The organism is Parerythrobacter lutipelagi, assembly GCF_005434975.1.
In the GTDB taxonomy this organism is placed as follows: Bacteria; Pseudomonadota; Alphaproteobacteria; order Sphingomonadales; family Sphingomonadaceae; genus Parerythrobacter_A; species Parerythrobacter_A lutipelagi.
This window is the reverse complement of record NZ_SKCJ01000002.1, coordinates 288,470-304,899: the sequence shown is the minus strand read 5'-3', so window position 1 is coordinate 304,899 and position 16,430 is coordinate 288,470. Positions and strand designations below refer to the sequence as shown.

Below are 16,430 nucleotides of genomic sequence, written 5' to 3'. Positions count from 1 at the left end.
GCCTGCATGGCTGAATTGGTGATCCGACGCGGGCTGGAAGAGCCAGACACTTCTGGCGGCTTTGTCCCGCACAAGCCAGCCCGACCGGAAAAGTCGATGCCGGGCAAAGCGTTCGAACTGGTGTCAGATTATCAACCGGCGGGTGACCAGCCCACTGCGATTGCCGAACTTGTGCAGGGCATGCGTGAGGAAGACCAAACGCAGACGCTGCTCGGGGTCACCGGCAGCGGCAAGACGTTCACCATGGCCAAAGTGATCGAGCAGCTTCAGCGTCCAGCCTTGGTTCTCGCGCCGAACAAGATCCTTGCTGCGCAGCTTTACGGCGAATTCAAAAGCTTCTTTCCGAACAATGCGGTCGAGTATTTTGTCAGCTATTATGACTATTACCAGCCGGAAGCCTACGTCCCGCGGTCCGACACCTATATCGAGAAAGAATCGAGCGTAAACGAGGCGATCGACCGGATGCGCCACTCAGCCACGCGCGCGCTGCTCGAACGCGACGATGTGATCATCGTGGCGTCGGTCTCGTGCCTCTACGGCATCGGTTCGGTCGAAACCTATTCGGCGATGATCTTCGACATCAAGAAAGGGCACACGGTCGACCAGCGCGAGTTGATCCGCAAGCTCGTGGCGTTGCAATACAAACGAAACGACGCAGCATTTGCGCGCGGCAACTTTCGTGTGCGCGGCGACAATCTGGAAATATTCCCGAGCCATTATGAAGACATGGCCTGGCGGGTCAGCTTTTTCGGTGACGATATCGAGGAAATCCACGAATTCGATCCGCTGACCGGAACCAAGGGGGCAAGTCTCGACACGGTACGGGTCTATGCCAATTCGCACTACGTCACGCCCGGACCGACGATGAAGCAAGCGAGCCAGGCGATCAAATTCGAGCTGCAGGAGCGACTGAAAGAGCTCAATGAAGAGGGCCGCCTGCTGGAAGCCCAGCGGCTCGAGCAGCGCACCAATTTCGACCTCGAGATGATTGCAGCAACAGGCAGCTGCGCTGGTATCGAGAACTACAGCCGCTTTCTGACCGGGCGATTGCCCGGAGAACCGCCACCCACTTTATTCGAATATCTACCGGAAAACGCGCTTCTTTTCGTCGACGAAAGTCACCAGACCGTGCCGCAGATCGGCGCGATGTCGAAAGGTGACCACCGGCGCAAGATCACCCTTGCCGAGTACGGGTTCCGCTTGCCTTCCTGCATCGACAATCGCCCGCTCCGATTCAACGAGTGGGATGCGATGCGACCGCAGACTGTTGCAGTCAGCGCCACACCGGGCAATTGGGAGATGGAGCAAACCGGCGGGGTCTTCGCCGAACAGGTCATTCGCCCCACGGGCCTGATCGATCCGCCGGTCGAGATCCGCCCGGTCGAGGATCAGGTGCAGGATTGCATCCAGGAATGCCTGGCTACTGCGAAAAAGGGTTATCGCACTTTGGTGACCACGCTCACCAAGCGCATGGCGGAAGACCTGACCGAGTTCATGCACGAGGCGGGCGTGCGCGTTCGCTATATGCATTCCGATGTCGAGACTCTCGAGCGTATCGAACTGATCAGAGACCTGCGCCTCGGCGTGTACGACGTGCTCATCGGCATCAACCTGCTGCGCGAGGGGCTCGACATCCCCGAGTGCGGGCTGGTGGCAATCCTGGACGCTGACAAGGAAGGGTTCCTGCGCTCGGAAACCTCGCTTATCCAGACGATTGGCCGCGCGGCACGAAACGTCGATGGCAAGGTGATCCTCTACGCCGACCGCATAACCGGCAGCATGGAACGCGCAATGGCGGAAACCGATCGCCGCCGGGAGAAACAGCGCGCATACAACGAAGAGCACGGGATCACACCGACAACGATCAAGCGCGACATCGCTGACATCGTGGCACACACTGCAAGCAGAGATGGGGTTGTGGTCGATACGGGCGATGATCAGGTCAACAATCTCGTCGGCCATAACCTTCGAGCCTATATCGAAGACCTCGAAAAACGCATGCGCGATGCTGCAGCCGATCTGGAATTCGAAGAGGCCGGCCGATTGCGCGACGAAATCCGGCGCCTCGAAGCCGACGAATTGGGCATCCCCGACGGGGAGAAGAAGGCCCCTCTGGTCGGACGCTCCAATGAAGGCAAGCCGGGGACACGCAAGATGCGCTATGGCAAGACGCAGCGGAAGATGCGTTAAGCGTCAACCGATCAACGGAGGGGCTCGACCCTCACATGTTTCGAGACAGCCTCGAGCAAGTCATCGAAATTGCCATCGGAGCGCCCTGTATCGAGATTGATGTCGCCCAGGTCACCCGACATCTTGTTCATCTGCCCGACCTTGCGGGCCATCGGTTTGATGGGAAAATCATCCGCATCCCGGATCCACACGGCCAGCACGCGATACACGCTCATCTTGCGGATGGCGACGCGTTCCACCCGGTCCCACGGCAGCATCTCTTTGAGCGCGGGGGGATACAAGATGCCGTCGCGCGAAATCTCGATCTCGACTCCCCTCTTCAGCGCGAGCGGGATGAAGAGAGCCCCCGCCACGATTGCGAACCAGCCCATCCATGGCAGCAATCCGACCAGCTTCGCACCACGGCCCGATACCGCTCCGCGAGGGAACAGACCTGCAAAATCGACTGTCAGGAGTAACAGGCCGATCACTATCAGCAGGGCGATCAGGACAAACATCTTTGCCGGTGATCGGTTAGCCAAATAGTCTGGATCGTCCGATTGCATCGCTTCCTCCGCAACTGTCGATAGCGGGCGGATAGACAGCGATGCCATGGCATGAATATGGGAGGCTATGCGTAAGAGTTTCCGCCCCCTGATCGCGATTCCCGCGTTGCTTCTCGCAGCATGCCAGCCGCCTGCTACGGAAAACTACGCGGAACGCGCGCCGGAGCCGCAGCAAAGAGACGCTCCGATGGCACCGATTGATGCCCCTGACACGCAGCGCGCAATCTGGAGCGCGGCGAAGCAAGGCGAAAGAATCGTCTACGGCGTGCCCGGCCAGACCCCCCTCCTTTCGCTGAGCTGCGAGGAAGGTGACGGAGAAAGCACAGTCCGGATCACACGCTTCGTTACCACCGATGCTGAAGCGGACGCCATCATGGCACTGATCGGCAATGGTCATCGCGCAAGGTTACCGATCGAAGCGGTGTGGAATGGTCAGGGGTGGCTATGGGAATCGAACTTTCCTGCATCCTTGCCCGATCTCGATGTTTTCACTGGTCTTCGCGCGGTCGAAGCGACCATCCCCGGCGCCGGGACGGTTGTGCTCAATCCAAGTCCGTTGCCTGCTCGATTGGTCGAGCAATGCCGGGGCGACCCGGTGACCGATCGGTCGCCAGAGTAACCAGCATATCGGACGTCACGATCTGCGGCAGGATTTCTGCATCGCCGCCAGCCGGATACCACACATAGAGCGGCACACCGGCTGCCCCTTGCTGTGCGAGATATTCCGAGATCGCGCTATCACGGCGCGTCCAGTCGCCGCGCATCGCGATCACTCCCGCTTTGCCGAACGCTTCTTTCGTCGCTTCGCGTTCGATTGCCACCCGTTCGTTGACCTTGCAGGTCAGGCACCAGTCGGCTGTGAACCAGATGAATACGGGCCGACCGCTCGCCCGCGCCTCGGCCAGAGCGGCGGCCGAGTAGGGCGCGGGGTCAAGCATCGAATCCGCTTCGCTCGCGGCGTCCTGCGAATAACTCGCCGGCAGCGCGAACGCCGCGAATAGCGCGAAGGGCGCAACAATCAGTGCGAAGGCCGGCCAGGCCATCTTGCCACGTTGCTGCAGGCGGCCAACCACCATCAGCGCGATGATAAAGCCGATCAGGAGAACAAGCGTGAACAGGGCAAAGCCCTGGCCACCAAGCCGCGCGGTCAGCCAGACGAGAGCCAATGCGGTGAGGCCCATCGGTATGGCCATCGCACGCCGAAATCGCTCCATCCACGGGCCCGGTTTGGGTAGCCGGTTGCGCAGCGCGGGGAGGAACCCGATCGCGAGGAAAGGCAGCGCGAGGCCGAACCCGAGTGCGGCAAACAGCACCAACGCCTCCACCGTCGGCAGCAACAAGGCCGCACCCAGCGCAGCTGCCATGAAAGGGCCGGTACACGGGGTCGCAACCGCTGCGGCCAGAAGGCCGGTGGCAAATGCGCTGGCTGGTTCTCCTCCGCGGGTCATGGATAGGCCTGGGAGCTCGAAAATGCCCGCAAGATTGGCAGTTATCGCGGTAGCCAGCACCAGCAGCCCCACAACAACTCCCGGCTCCTGAAGCTGAAATGCCCACCCGACCTGCTCGCCCGCCGCCCGTAGCCCCAGCATCAGACCGCCCAAGGCGATGCAGGCGAGGACAACACCTGCGGTATAGGCCAATGCCTCGTGACGTGCCTGCTTCTGACTTTCGCCCGCCCGCGCCAGGCTGATGGCTTTGAGGCTCAGGATCGGGAACACACACGGCATGATGTTCAGCACGAGGCCGCCCGCCACAGCAGCCAGCACGAGCCACAACAGAGCCGTGCCGCCGCCGGCAGCGCCCGGATATTCAACCGAGACAGAAGGAACAGGTCCGCTATCGGCATGGAAGCGAACACCATTCTGCTTGTCGAATGCAAGGATCGCCTCGATGGTTTCCGGCACCGACGCGTCGTCCGCCAGCGCCAGCTCCGCGATCAGACTGTCGCCATCGCGCGCAAAACCTTGCGGCGATGCGTATCGGACCAGATCCGTATTGGCGATGAACACATGCGGCTCGCCGATTTCCAGCGATGCGGGGAGCGGGATCGCAATCCTCAATCTGTCGCCAGCAATCGTGAAACTGCCGCGGCTGTCGAGCAGTGGCGGCAAAGCTGCCTGCCATGCCGTGCTCTGCTCATTCGCCGCGTTTGACCGGCCCATTGCGATCGCCAGCACAAGCCTGTCCTGCTCCGGCACGCAAATCTCGTCAGTGCAAGCCAGCCACTCAGCGTCGAGGCCGATGCGAACGACACCGGTGGCGGACGCACTGTCGGGAACAGTCACCGGCACCAGCACCGCATAACGCCCCTTGTAGACATGGTTCATCAGACCGCTGATCAGCAAGGTTTGCGGGACCGGGTATTGCGGCTCGCCCGCTTGCCAGCCTTCCGGCAAATCCCATTCCAGCTCCATCCCGTAACCGGCATCGCCCGGGTTCTTCCAGTATCCATGCCAACCCGGTGCGGGATCGAATGCGATCGCCACCAGCATCACTTCCCCCGGCGTAGCCGGGGTCGCCGCGACAAGTTGCGCGCGGATGTTCGGTTGGCTGCCAGCCTCCACGATTGGCTGAGCCTGCGCCGCATGTGCCAGCACCAGCGCAGCAAGCGCAAGAATTCGCGTCAGCCAGTTCGGAAAGGAAAAGAAACGGAGCAAGGATCGACCTGCGCTAGATTGCGATACGGATGTAGTCGGTCTCACTGTGCATCGCAATGCGCCGCCTGCCCCTATTTACCCGGGCGGATCGCGCGGCCAAGCGCCAGGATGGGTGATGCTATCGCCAACAGCCCGCTAGCACCTGCGGGAAGCGGCAGTTGTTCCAGATCGGCAGGTCTGGCGAGTTCACGCAACAGGGCTTGCCGCTTGAAGCCGGGATGATCCGACAGCGACATGGAATTGCGCACACGCGTGGCCAGGTAGCGCAAATCGCCAAACCCTGCTCCTCCGTGCGGAATATCTGCCGCAATCATTTTCATGGCCCAGCGCTGGTTCCGCGTCGCCGCATCGGTTTCAGCAAAAGGCACCAATGCGGTGGGCAGTTCGGTGCCGAACAACGATCTACACAGGCGGAATGCTGCCCCGGCAATTGTCCCGATGCGATGCCTTTCGAGCGACGCCGCCAACAGCTCGGCGCCCGCAGCATCGGTCGAACAAAGCATTCTTGCAACGTCCGCCAGCCATTTGAGCCGCGACCATCCATGTTTTGCGCCATGCGCCAAAACATAAGTGAAGTGGATGTCCTCAGCCAGTGCCGGGAACCCCGCCGCACCATCACGGGCCGTCATCTTCTTCCATTCGTTGTCGATCACGGGCAGGAAACGGGGATTCTGCATGGTCCGCCAATGCAGATCGAGTTGTGCTCCATCGCTCTTGCGGATGAATGCAAAGGCGGATTGGATGGTCATGAAATTGGTGCGCTGTGCGGCGCTGAGGTCGTAGCGCGGATAATAGCGCTCGAAGCCAAGCCCCCGCAGCACGGTTTCCGCGTCCTCGATGCGATCCTGATCTACCAGCAAGTCGATATCGATCATCTCTCGCAAAGCGGGCCGTTCGTAGAACCCTTCGGCCAGCAACACGCCCTTGAGCAACAGCCAGTCGATCGACACTTTGCCAAACGCCAGGTCGACCTCTCGCAGCACAGCAATCGAGCGCAAATAGGCGGATGCGTTGGCCTCTTCTTCCGAACCCAGACGCGTCGCCAACTCTGGCGGCAAACCAAGATCCCTTGATGCAGCAGACACCAGTGCACCAACCCGGTGGCGATGAACGAGCGCTTCGAATTGCGTCCAATCGATTGGTCCCGGCGCGCGGTGCTGCACGCCCCAAAACGGTGACGCTGCGGGGTTTGGCGCAATCGCGCACACCAATATCTGCAATTCTCGATCGAAGTCGGCGTTCATCAGTGTCATTTCCCCATTGCGCTGCTTGTTGGCTTTGCAGACGTCTGGCAAGGGACGATCACGCCATGGCCAAAGAATTCATTCCCTTAGTCGAACGCGCATGAGCCGGCAGCATCTCGAGATCGTTGCGCAAGCGGTTCGTGCGCATTTGTTTATCCTTTGCCCGAACAACAGCGGTTCGACCTATCTTTCACGGGCGATTGCCGAGTCGAACAAGGTGTGGAGCCTCGAACGGGAGGGTCAGCATGTGGTTGGTTTCGCCGGACCACAAACTCTCAATTCGCCATGGCCACTGATCTGGGGCGCAAACGAGGAAAGCGTCGCGTACTTTCAGGACAGTCTTGAATATGATTGGGCGCGAACTCGAAAAGCCTGGTATGTTCAGGCCACCGCCAAACGCAATGACGCGCCGGTGTTCCATACCAAAGCGCCTCCGTTTCTGCTGATTGCAGACCAGTTGGTTGAGGCATTCGAGAACACGCGGTTCATTATCATGGTGCGCAATCCGTATGCCGCGCTCGAGGGGATCCTGCGGCGCTGGCAACGGATGGATGTGGAACGGCGGTCGCCAGATCTGGCAGAGACCGGGGCGAGACATCTTGTGACTTGCTTCAAGCAGCAACGCCGCAACATCGAACGGTTTGGCGGCCAGTCGATCACGTTCACCTATGAGGAACTGTGTGACGATCCAAAGGATACGGCTGCCCGCATCGCGCGTCTTGTTCCGGAACTCGACGATCTCGATCTTTCACAGCGTCTTGCGATCAAGGGCAGCTATGACGAGCCGCTCCGGAACATGAACGCCGAACAGATCGAACGGCTGACTTCGGAAGAGATCGAGCGCGCAAATGCGGTATTCAGCGAAAACGCACAACTTCTGGCTCATTTCGGATATGCCCTTGTCGATTGACCGAGGCCTCGCTCCTGCTAGTCCTGCGGCGGAGTGCTGATTAGGGGGTTTGTGCATGGTGCCCAAGGTCACCAAACCTGCAACTGTAATGCGTCTTGGGCCTGTCCCGTGCGAACAGCTGATCAATATGGCAAAGCGTATCTCACCTGCCACATGGGCCGGGGAAGATGCGTTGAAAGAGAACGATTTTGCCGTCTTCCATCACACGCAGCACATCATTTTCCGTTTCATTGAAAGCAATCTCGATCCGCAGAACTGGTACGCCAATCCCGCGTGGGACGTGTGGGCGCCAATCCTTCTGCCGGTGATGGATGCTGCGATCCAGCCCTATGGCTTCGCCCGACCGCAATACCCCAAGGCGATGCTTGCGAAGCTCGCAGCAGGGCACCGGATCGATCCCCATTATGACGGGGCGGGCTCCAACTTGCGCACGCACAAGATCCACGTGCCGCTCGTGACCAATCAGAATGCCTATTTCCTCGTTCGGGACGAGCATGTGCATCTTGAACAAGGGATCGCCTACGAGGTGAACAATATCGTCAGCCATGGCGGAGAGAACTCCGGCGCAGAGGACCGGATCCACCTGATCTTCGAAGTCTACGAGGCGGATCCGGCTGCGTGGGCCGACACCCGGGGATCGCATGCCGACGTATAGAATTTACGGGTTCATTCTCGATTCCGACATAGCTCTCCCGGCGCTCCCGCAGGTGGAACGCTCTGACGCGGATGTCACAATCTGCGCTGGCGATGTGCCGGAGACTGCCGGGCTGCAAACGAGCTTCCGCAATTGGGAAGCCGAACCCGGCCGATTCTTTGCGATCTTTCACGAGACAGGCCGATTCCTGGTCACCGGCGGCAACACCATCCGCTATCACCGGTTTGACACCGCCGATGACAGCCAAGTGGTTTCAGTCTTGCTCGGCACCTGCATGGCCGCCTTGCTAATGCAGCGACGCATTGTCCCGATTCATTCGTGCTCCGTCCTGACAGACAAGGGCGCAGTGCTGGTGATGGGGATGTCTGGCGCGGGCAAATCAACCATGCTCGGCGGATTGCTTTCGCTTGGCTTGCCGATGATGGCGGATGACGTGACCGGACTTGTTTTGGCCGGCACGGGCGCTCCCACCGCAGTGCCTGCATTTCCCGCTACGCGCCTGTGGAAGGACTCGCTCGACTATCTCGGTCACGATTCCACCGATCTCCCGCGTGTCAGGAGCGACATGGCGAAATATTACCGCTCAGTGCCTCAATTCCACGATCGGCCCGAGCCAATTCGCGCCATCACCTATCTCCAGGCCAGCAATCGGCCTGACCCGCAAATGGGATTGCTGGAGCCGGAGAAACGGGTCGAATGTGTTTCCCGGTTTATCCACCGCAAGAACTTCATCGATGGCATGCAACTGCGCCGCTGGGCATTCGAAACCGTGACAAAAACGGTGCGGCACGTTCCAATATTCCACCTGCTACGCCCGTCGCACCGGGTCGAACCTTCAGAGCTTGCCCAGATGATCCTTCACGGTATCGATCAAAACGAGACCGTGGCAACGGAGCAGATATGACGTCTGGCGCTTTTGCCCGGTATGGACCGGACCGCACCATTGTCTGGCTTGCTTCCTATCCCAAGTCCGGCAGCACCTGGCTGCGCGCCCTGTTCACGGCATATCTTTGCCCTGACGAACCTCTCGATCTCAACGCGCTACTTGGCGCACCTTCGGTTTTCGATCGCGCGCTGCTCGATGATCATGCAGCAATCGATTCGGCGACCATGACATTGGAAGAATTGATACCGTATCAGGCCAGCCTGCATCGCGCGTTCGCTGGCGGTGGGCCGCAACCCAACCTTGTGAAGACCCATAGCGCCTTTACCGAAAACCGGGATGGAACCCGTCTATTCCCGGCCGAAGCAAGCGCAGGTGCGATCGTCATCGTCAGGGATCCGCGCGATGTGGTCAGTTCCTACGCTCATCATGAAGGCAAGACCAAGGACGCGATCATCGCGCGCATGGCCGACGAGCAGGCAGCGCAGGATTGCTGGGCCGACCGGATCAGCAAGGCCGTGCCACAGCGCCTTGCAGGCTGGTCGACGAACGTATCCTCATGGCTCGACCAGGATCACATTCCGGTGTGCCTGGTGCGCTATGAAAATCTCTCGGCGGAGACCGAGGAAACCTTCGCGCGGGCGCTGGAATTTTGCGGAATAGCGCCCGATCGCTCTGCCGTGTCTGCGGCCGTCGAGGCATGCAGGTTTGAACGTCTTGCGGCCGCTGAGGCGAAAGCCGGGTTCAGCGAAAGGCCTGCCGGCGGACGCAGTTTCTTTCGTTCAGGCGAAGTGGGCGGATCGAAGGGCGAACTCACTGCCGATCAGGAACGCGCTGTCCGTTCGCAGCATCGTGCCACTATGGACCGTCTCGATTATTTAGAGGATTAACCGGCAATCGAGACTTGCGGCAGCGACAATATGCTGGAAACATGCGGATATGAGCACACTTACGGTTACCCCCGATTCCGTCGTCACTCGCAACGAAGATGTTCTTTACAGCGAGGTCGCCGACGGAATGTCATTGATGGATATCGAGAGCGGCAGATACTTCCATTTCGAGCCAACCGGATCCAGCATCTGGCTCAAGCTTGCGCCGGACCAATCAATCGCCGATTTGTGCGGCAGCCTTGAAAAGGAATTCGAGGTTGAGCCCGAGCAGTGTCGCATTGATACAATCGAATTCGTGACGGAGCTCTATGGCTTGGGGCTCGTCAAAGTTGATAGTTAACGCATATTTCAAATTGCTTGCATGTTGGCCAGCGATGCGCCTATCAAACAGACACAGTTGAATGATTTGGGGAAGATACATGACTGACCGTAAGAGCTCTGATGCGTCGCGTAGCGCTTGGAAGAAACCGAGTGTCCGTTCGATCACGCCGGTAAAGCGCACTGCGGCAGGCCCTGTCCGCCGCACAATCGAAGATCCCTTCTACAACCCATCGTGATCGGTAGCAGGCCGCAAGCGCGTCTTGCGGCCTGACCATTTTCGAATCCGGTTGGCTTCGCAGACTGATCTGCGGAGCTCTTTTTGTGTGTGCTAACCATGCTGCAGGCGAAAGACTGTTCTGAAGGCAAGTCGCCTTTCATTCGAATCGAAGGTCCTGGCGGCCAGAGCGAGTTTTTCATTGATGCGCGGCTCGATGAACGTTCAGCTCTGGCCCACAAGCTCAACCTGCCAGATTCTGCGAATAATGCGGAACTGCTTGCTGCGGCATTTTTTCGCTGGGGCAGCGAACTCTGCTCCGAACTTCTGGGCGACTACGCCTTAATCGCTATCGATCGCAAGTCCGGCTCGATTCACGCATTCCGCGACCATATCGGCGCGCGGCCGCTGTTCTACGCTGTAAGCGGAGGAATATTCCTTTTTTCTTCCGATATCGCCGGGCTCGTCACCACTCTCGGCATTTCGACCCTGTCCGAAGAAGTGCTTGCATCAGAAATTGTGGGGGGCCGCAGGACCGATGCAACCAGGACCTTTTACCAGCAAATCAGGCGTTTGCCGGCGGGGCATCGTTTGGAAGTACGGAACGGCGAAGCTAAACTATCGCATTGGTGGCAGCCATTCTCATCGCCGGCTGCTTCGTCGTCCTCGATCGAAGCACTGCTGGACGAAGGACGCGACTTGCTTGATCGAGCTGTCGCCGACCGGGTGGGCACAGATGAGAGAATTGGAATCCATGTCACGGGCGGCCTCGATTCCTCCAGCATTCTCGCGCTCGGCATGCCGCGGCTTCGCGGTGCCGCAGCTCCGCCGATAGGCTTCGGTTGGCAAGGGCCCGCCGCCACTGACGAGGGCCCGCGTGTCGAGGCAGCGCTCGCGCTTGCGCCAGACATTTTTAGGGCACCGCAACTGGATGATGTCCAGTTGCTCGACCTGTGGCGGCAAGACTGGACACGGCACCCGTCACAGTGGAACCTCTTGCACGAATTGGCGGTGCAGCAAGATGCCGAGCGTCACGGTATAGGCGTGATGCTGTCAGGCTGGGGCGGCGACGAGGCCATAAGCTTCAACGGCCGCGGCCTGCACGCGGAATATCTGCGCGCAATGGAGTTCTCAAAACTTGCCAGCCTCTCCCCGCGGCGCGGACCGGCCGGCATGGCGGCGGCGATCAAAGCCGGTCTTCGAGAGGCTCTGCCCCCTAAGGACAAGCAGTCTTCAGCGCCTGTCGGCAGTTTCCTCAAGCGAGAGTTCATCGCGTCGGTCGACTTGCCGGAAAGAGCGGCGATCGACAGCCGATCCTGTCGCGATGCCATGCAATCGCTGCTCCAGTTGGGATCGGTGACAGCCCGGATAGAGGATTGGGCGATCTCCGGGCGGCGGCATGGAATCGACTATCGCTATCCCCTGCTCGATCGGCGGGTGATGGAGTTCGCTTACCGATTACCGAGCGAACATTTCCGGCAAGGCACGACCAAACGCTGGTTCTTCCGCGAGATGATGCGCGGCCTTTTGCCGGAAGAGATACGCAGCGAGACTTCAAAGCTGGAAGACTTGCGAACGCGTTCTTTGATTGCGCGCTTGCAGCAATCCTTTGTAGCGATTGCCGACGAGGTGGAGGACAGGCGCCGTACCCTGAAGCGCGCCGAGTTTTTCGACATGGACCGGTTGATCGAAGCGATGCGGCGTCCGCCTGCGATAGGCAATCCGCAGCTGGGCCACCTGCGCCGCGCGCTGCAGTTTCTGGACATTTGACCGGTGACGAACAAACTCAAGCCTCAGGTACTGGCCACGGTCACCTCAGCCGACTTCCTGATCGGCACGCAGGTCATGATTGATTCCTTCCTGTGTCACAATCGCTGGTTCGATGGCCGAATAGTGATCATCCATGATGATCTCTCACCGGCAGACCAGGCTGTTCTGAGGCATCGCTTCCCCCAGTCCGAATGCCGCAATCCTGCGCCGGACCTTTGGCATTGCATCGCGGATCTGATCGAACACCGCCCGAAACTGTCCAGTCGCTATCGGCGTTTCTTTTCGCTCGATATATTCGATGACGATGGAAACGGCGGTGTCTTGTTTGCAGACAGCGATATGTTGTTCAGCAAATCGATCGAGCCGATCGCCAATGTCTCCGCCCCGATAGCAGCGTGCGCAGATCGTGCGATGCTGGTCGGAAATTCCCGCGACCGAAAAACGCTGGAAGAACTGACACAGCCTGCCGGTACCGATGGGTTTCAAAGCTTCAACGCCGGACTGATGTTTATCAAGCCGGAGCTTCGCACCCGAGAGACGCGCCAATGTTTGCTCGGATCGCTGGCCCCCAAGGCTTGGGATAACGTTGTCAGCGATCACACGGATCAGGCGGTGCTCAATCGCTGCTTTGGCGATCTGGTGGAATTGATCAGTCCGGCATACAATCGGATGGTCGGCCATGGCGGGAGGCTGAGTGGGATCGAATATCCAAGCGTTGCTTCAGCCCGCGCGCTGCACTTCAATGGCAAGGCCAAGCCCTGGCGCATGACAGACGATGTTCGGAAAATGACGCAGCATCCCGATTATGCGGCAGCTCTCAAACTATGGCATGCAGCTTATCGGCGCCTGCTAGATCGCGCACCATCTACCTAGCGACTACGCTTCACAACCACTTCAGAGCCCGGCGAGAATGAGCCGGTGAGTGAAGATTTGCGGCCATCGCGCCAGGTGATTTCAATGCGATTCGCCGTCTTTGCGTCACCGATGCCGAAATGTGCCTGCGGGTAGATGCCACTGGCGAACCCGCCGCTCTGACGGATATCCCGGACCCGCTGGGTGCCGTCGTCTGTGGTCAGGACGATCCGCGCGCCGATACCGTCGCGGTTGCCAATCTCGTCTTCCAGCCGGACCCAGATAGCACCGCCTCGGGGCGCATCATTCCGGTGGATAATTGGCTGAGTGACCGCCGATGTGCGGATCACATCCATATCACCATCCCGGTCGTAATCAATCAGCGCATAAGTGGTCGACGGGACATTGTCGGCAAGTCCAAAGCGTTCTTCGGCGCGAACGAAACCAATGCCGCCACGATTGCGGTAATAGGCATTGGGCAAAGTGTTGCGATGGTAGACCATACCGGTCGCGACGAGCAGGTCCTGCCAGCCATCCTGATCGAGATCGACGAAGCGCGAGTTCCAGCTCCACCCCGGCTGCGCCACGTTGAACGCTTTCGTCAAATCTTCGAAACCGCCGGATTTGTCTCGTTTGAAGAGGATGTTCCGTTTGCGGATGCCGCCGACATAATCTTCGTCTTTCATCGTCTGCTCGGCGTTTTCGAACCGGGGCCGCGCTGCTACTTCGCACATTTTTTCCCATTCGCCGCCCAGACGCGCAAGCAAGGGGCAGTCGGACAAATCGCCAAAAAAGCTCGCCCGCCAGGTGAGGCTTTGCGCGGCGCACACCCAGCGATACGTCGGGTCTGCAATCTGCTCGCAATCGGAATAGACCGAATGCGCCGATGTGGCCGCAAGGCTGCGGCGGCGCAATTGCAGGAAACATTCCTCGCTGTTCTCGATCCCGAATTCTTCGCGAGCACAATAACTCAGTTCCGGTTTGACTGAGTCGATCCGCCATTGATCCCACGCAATTTGCGCGACGTACATTTCGTCGACCAAATCGTTGTCGACATCACCCATATCGAGACTCATCGAAGTGCGGGTCAGATAAGGCACGATCCCGTCGGACTTCTTGGCCAGGCGGAACTTTCGATCACCCTGATTGAGATAGATTTTGTCTGCGGTGGAAACGTCGTCACCAATAATTATGTCCGGCCGGCCATCGCCATCGATGTCCTTGATAAGCGAAGCCAGGCTTTCTCCGGGCACGCCGGTCAGAACCTGAACGTCGAACGTGCCGTCGCCTTCATTCCAGAAGATGCGGTCCTGTGAGGAAAGCAGATAGGGATTGCCGTTGTTCGCGGTGGTCCCGATCGTCCAATTGGCCGACAGGATGTCGAGATCGCCGTCATTGTCCAGATCGGCGAAGCCGGGCGCACCTGACAAACCGGCATCGCCGTTGTCCAGATCAACCCTGTCGTCCCATGCAAATTCGCCGTCGCGGTTCCAGAAGACATGCGTGCCCTGCAGATAGGCCGAAACGAACAGGTCTGGCCGGCCATCGCCATTGAGATCGCTGAGCACGATGCTCCCGATGAACTGCTGGTCGAGCGGCCCCAGAGACAGCGGCGATTGCTGGAATTTGCCGCCGACATTGCGGAAATAGGCCAGCCCGCCGGTTGCCGGACTACGGGCCATGACCAGATCGACCCAGCCGTCACCCGTCGTATCGCCTGACGCAATGCCCCAGAAAAAACTGAACGGCTCCAGCACTTCGAAACCGGTGGTCGACGGCGGAAGATCAAGGCCAACCTCAGGTCCCATCAGGCGCGAAAATCCGGTATCGGCCCCGGCACTGGGACCGTTCATCGCAGGGATGGCGAATGCCTGGACCGATCCGGGTCCATCATTGGTAACGGTCGCGGCTACAGGGAGATAGCTGACGGGCGCGATGGATGAATCGTCGATTGCGGCAAGCGTTCCTGACGCATCGACTTCTGCGGCACGAAGAGAGGTCGCGCCAGCCAGATAGGCGATATTTGCTTCGTGCCGTTCGGTCTGGATGGACTTGTCGATCCAGTTGGCGGCGACACCTAGCAAGACTGCCATAGCGGCCAGCGATCCCATCATCGCGAATGATATGCGCCACGATATCGCCCGGCCCACGATCATCATCGAATAGACGCTATAGCAACCGAGCGCGAACAGCAGCGGCATGACATACCGCACCGGCCAACCGGCGTTCACCAGAATGACCGCGAGAATGATGTCGAATGCAATCGGCACCGGCAGAAATATCGCCACGGCCGCGATAAATGTCATGGCCAGCAGGATCGTGATGGTCGAACTTGGCACACCCACAGCGCGCCGGAAATCCTCGAAATCGAAGAACGTGATAAGGATCGCGCCCAAGGCGCCCGCCAACAGCATCATCGGCACCGTCACCGCGACGATAAACAGAAGATTGCGCCCAAATGTCTTGGCCAGCCAGCCGAATGCCTTGGGCCAACTGTCGATATCCGACGCCGGTACGGGCAACGGTCGGAGGGCCTCAAGCTTGCGTGCAATCCAGCCGCGCCGGTCGTCCACTTCCCCTTGCATTTGCATCAAAGAGACGTCGTCGAGTCCCTTGGGGTGCAGGAAACGGGTCAGGATGGGGACACCGATCAGCACGAACGCCAGAGCCCCGGCTACTTTTAGCGTCGCCAGATGCAGAGGCAGCAGCGCGAAGGACATGCTGACAACGATGACGTTCAGCGTGGGCGATGCGACCAGCGCGCTCAAAGTTGTCTCAAGCCGCATTCCGGCGCTGTGCAGTCCGCGGGCGATCGGGGCCGCACAATTGACACACACGCCCAGCGGCGTGCCGATCGCTGCACCCAAGGCCGCATTGGCAAAGCGATTGTTGAAGCCCCGCCGCTCGATCAGGCCGAGCAGTGTCAGCGCGCAGGCCGCGAACAGCACGCCGAAGGTCATGCCCTTCCAGTTGGTGTAGATCCAGTTCACTGTGTTGACAGTGATGTCCCACATCAAACCGCTGTTCGGGACCCACTCGAGCACTTCGTCGAAAGCGATGCCGCTCATATTGGTATCGCCGCCCATCGCGGCTTTCTCATTGAGCGCCGGATAGCGAGACTGAGTCCAGAAAAAGAGCGCCACACCGACAGTGAGCAGAACGGACAGGACTATGCGCTTGTCACGCAGCATATTCGTCAAACTGGTGCCGGCCTCAGCCGGTGCGGCGGTCGCCATTGCTGTCCCCCCGGGCAAACCGCTTCAAGCAATTCGCCGGTTATTTGTCCCAATTCTGCAGAG

The 16,430-nt window shown here is 59.4% G+C and carries 14 protein-coding genes; 10 read left to right on the top strand and 4 right to left on the bottom strand.

Annotation, left to right across the window (positions count from 1 at the left end; translation table 11 throughout):
* Positions 1-6 precede the first annotated feature (6 nt).
* A complete protein-coding gene (gene uvrB, locus E0502_RS09780; RefSeq protein ID WP_137677828.1) occupies positions 7-2,190 on the top strand; it encodes an excinuclease ABC subunit UvrB in 2,184 nt (727 codons plus the stop codon).
* An 11-nt stretch (positions 2,191-2,201) separates the two neighbouring features.
* Here the strand turns inward: uvrB and E0502_RS09775 are convergent, their stop codons facing one another.
* A complete protein-coding gene (locus E0502_RS09775) occupies positions 2,202-2,783 on the bottom strand; it encodes a hypothetical protein (RefSeq protein ID WP_137677827.1) in 582 nt (193 codons plus the stop codon).
* Between the two features lie 139 nt (positions 2,784-2,922).
* On the opposite strand from E0502_RS09775, the gene E0502_RS09770 reads away from it, so the two are divergent.
* Positions 2,923-3,354 (top strand): hypothetical protein, encoded by a 432-nt coding sequence (locus E0502_RS09770; protein ID WP_137677826.1) that lies wholly within the window; start codon positions 2,923-2,925, stop codon positions 3,352-3,354.
* Here E0502_RS09770 and E0502_RS09765 read toward each other — a convergent pair.
* Together E0502_RS09765 and E0502_RS09760 are read right to left on the bottom strand one after the other, a co-directional pair.
* Entirely contained in the window at positions 3,278-5,392 is a 2,115-nt protein-coding gene (locus E0502_RS09765; RefSeq protein ID WP_137677825.1) for a protein-disulfide reductase DsbD family protein, read from the bottom strand. The genes E0502_RS09770 and E0502_RS09765 overlap by 77 nt on opposite strands.
* A gap of 71 nt (positions 5,393-5,463) precedes the next feature.
* A complete protein-coding gene (locus tag E0502_RS09760; protein WP_137677824.1) occupies positions 5,464-6,645 on the bottom strand; it encodes a nucleotidyltransferase domain-containing protein in 1,182 nt (393 codons plus the stop codon).
* A gap of 91 nt (positions 6,646-6,736) precedes the next feature.
* Between E0502_RS09760 and E0502_RS09755 the strand changes: the two genes are divergently transcribed.
* The 8 genes from E0502_RS09755 (at position 6,737) to E0502_RS09730 (ending at position 13,152) form a co-directional block, all read left to right on the top strand.
* Positions 6,737-7,546 (top strand): sulfotransferase, encoded by an 810-nt coding sequence (locus tag E0502_RS09755; protein ID WP_137677823.1) that lies wholly within the window; start codon positions 6,737-6,739, stop codon positions 7,544-7,546.
* Between the two features lie 55 nt (positions 7,547-7,601).
* A complete protein-coding gene (locus E0502_RS09750) occupies positions 7,602-8,201 on the top strand; it encodes an aspartyl/asparaginyl beta-hydroxylase domain-containing protein (RefSeq protein ID WP_137677822.1) in 600 nt (199 codons plus the stop codon).
* A complete protein-coding gene (locus tag E0502_RS15125) occupies positions 8,188-9,105 on the top strand; it encodes a hypothetical protein (protein ID WP_161593755.1) in 918 nt (305 codons plus the stop codon). Before E0502_RS09750 ends, E0502_RS15125 begins: the two co-directional genes overlap by 14 nt.
* Positions 9,102-9,974, top strand: a complete 873-nt coding sequence (locus E0502_RS09745) for a sulfotransferase domain-containing protein (protein WP_161593754.1) — start codon at positions 9,102-9,104, stop codon at positions 9,972-9,974. The genes E0502_RS15125 and E0502_RS09745 overlap by 4 nt, the downstream gene beginning before the upstream one ends.
* Before the next feature lie 49 nt (positions 9,975-10,023).
* Positions 10,024-10,314, top strand: coding sequence for a PqqD family protein (locus tag E0502_RS09740; protein ID WP_137677820.1), 291 nt, complete (start codon positions 10,024-10,026; stop codon positions 10,312-10,314).
* Between the two features lie 79 nt (positions 10,315-10,393).
* Positions 10,394-10,531 (top strand): hypothetical protein, encoded by a 138-nt coding sequence (locus E0502_RS15120; RefSeq protein WP_161593753.1) that lies wholly within the window; start codon positions 10,394-10,396, stop codon positions 10,529-10,531.
* 98 nt (positions 10,532-10,629) lie between these two features.
* Positions 10,630-12,279: an asparagine synthase-related protein gene (locus E0502_RS09735; protein WP_137677819.1), complete on the top strand. Its 1,650-nt coding sequence runs from the start codon at positions 10,630-10,632 to the stop codon at positions 12,277-12,279.
* Positions 12,280-12,282: 3 nt separating this feature from the next.
* The gene (locus E0502_RS09730) at positions 12,283-13,152 is read left to right on the top strand and encodes a glycosyltransferase (RefSeq protein ID WP_137677818.1); all 870 of its coding nucleotides are present in this window, start codon (positions 12,283-12,285) and stop codon (positions 13,150-13,152) included.
* Here E0502_RS09730 and E0502_RS09725 read toward each other — a convergent pair.
* The gene (locus tag E0502_RS09725; protein ID WP_137677817.1) at positions 13,149-16,367 is read right to left on the bottom strand and encodes an FG-GAP-like repeat-containing protein; all 3,219 of its coding nucleotides are present in this window, start codon (positions 16,365-16,367) and stop codon (positions 13,149-13,151) included. The genes E0502_RS09730 and E0502_RS09725 overlap by 4 nt on opposite strands.
* Positions 16,368-16,430 lie beyond the last annotated feature (63 nt).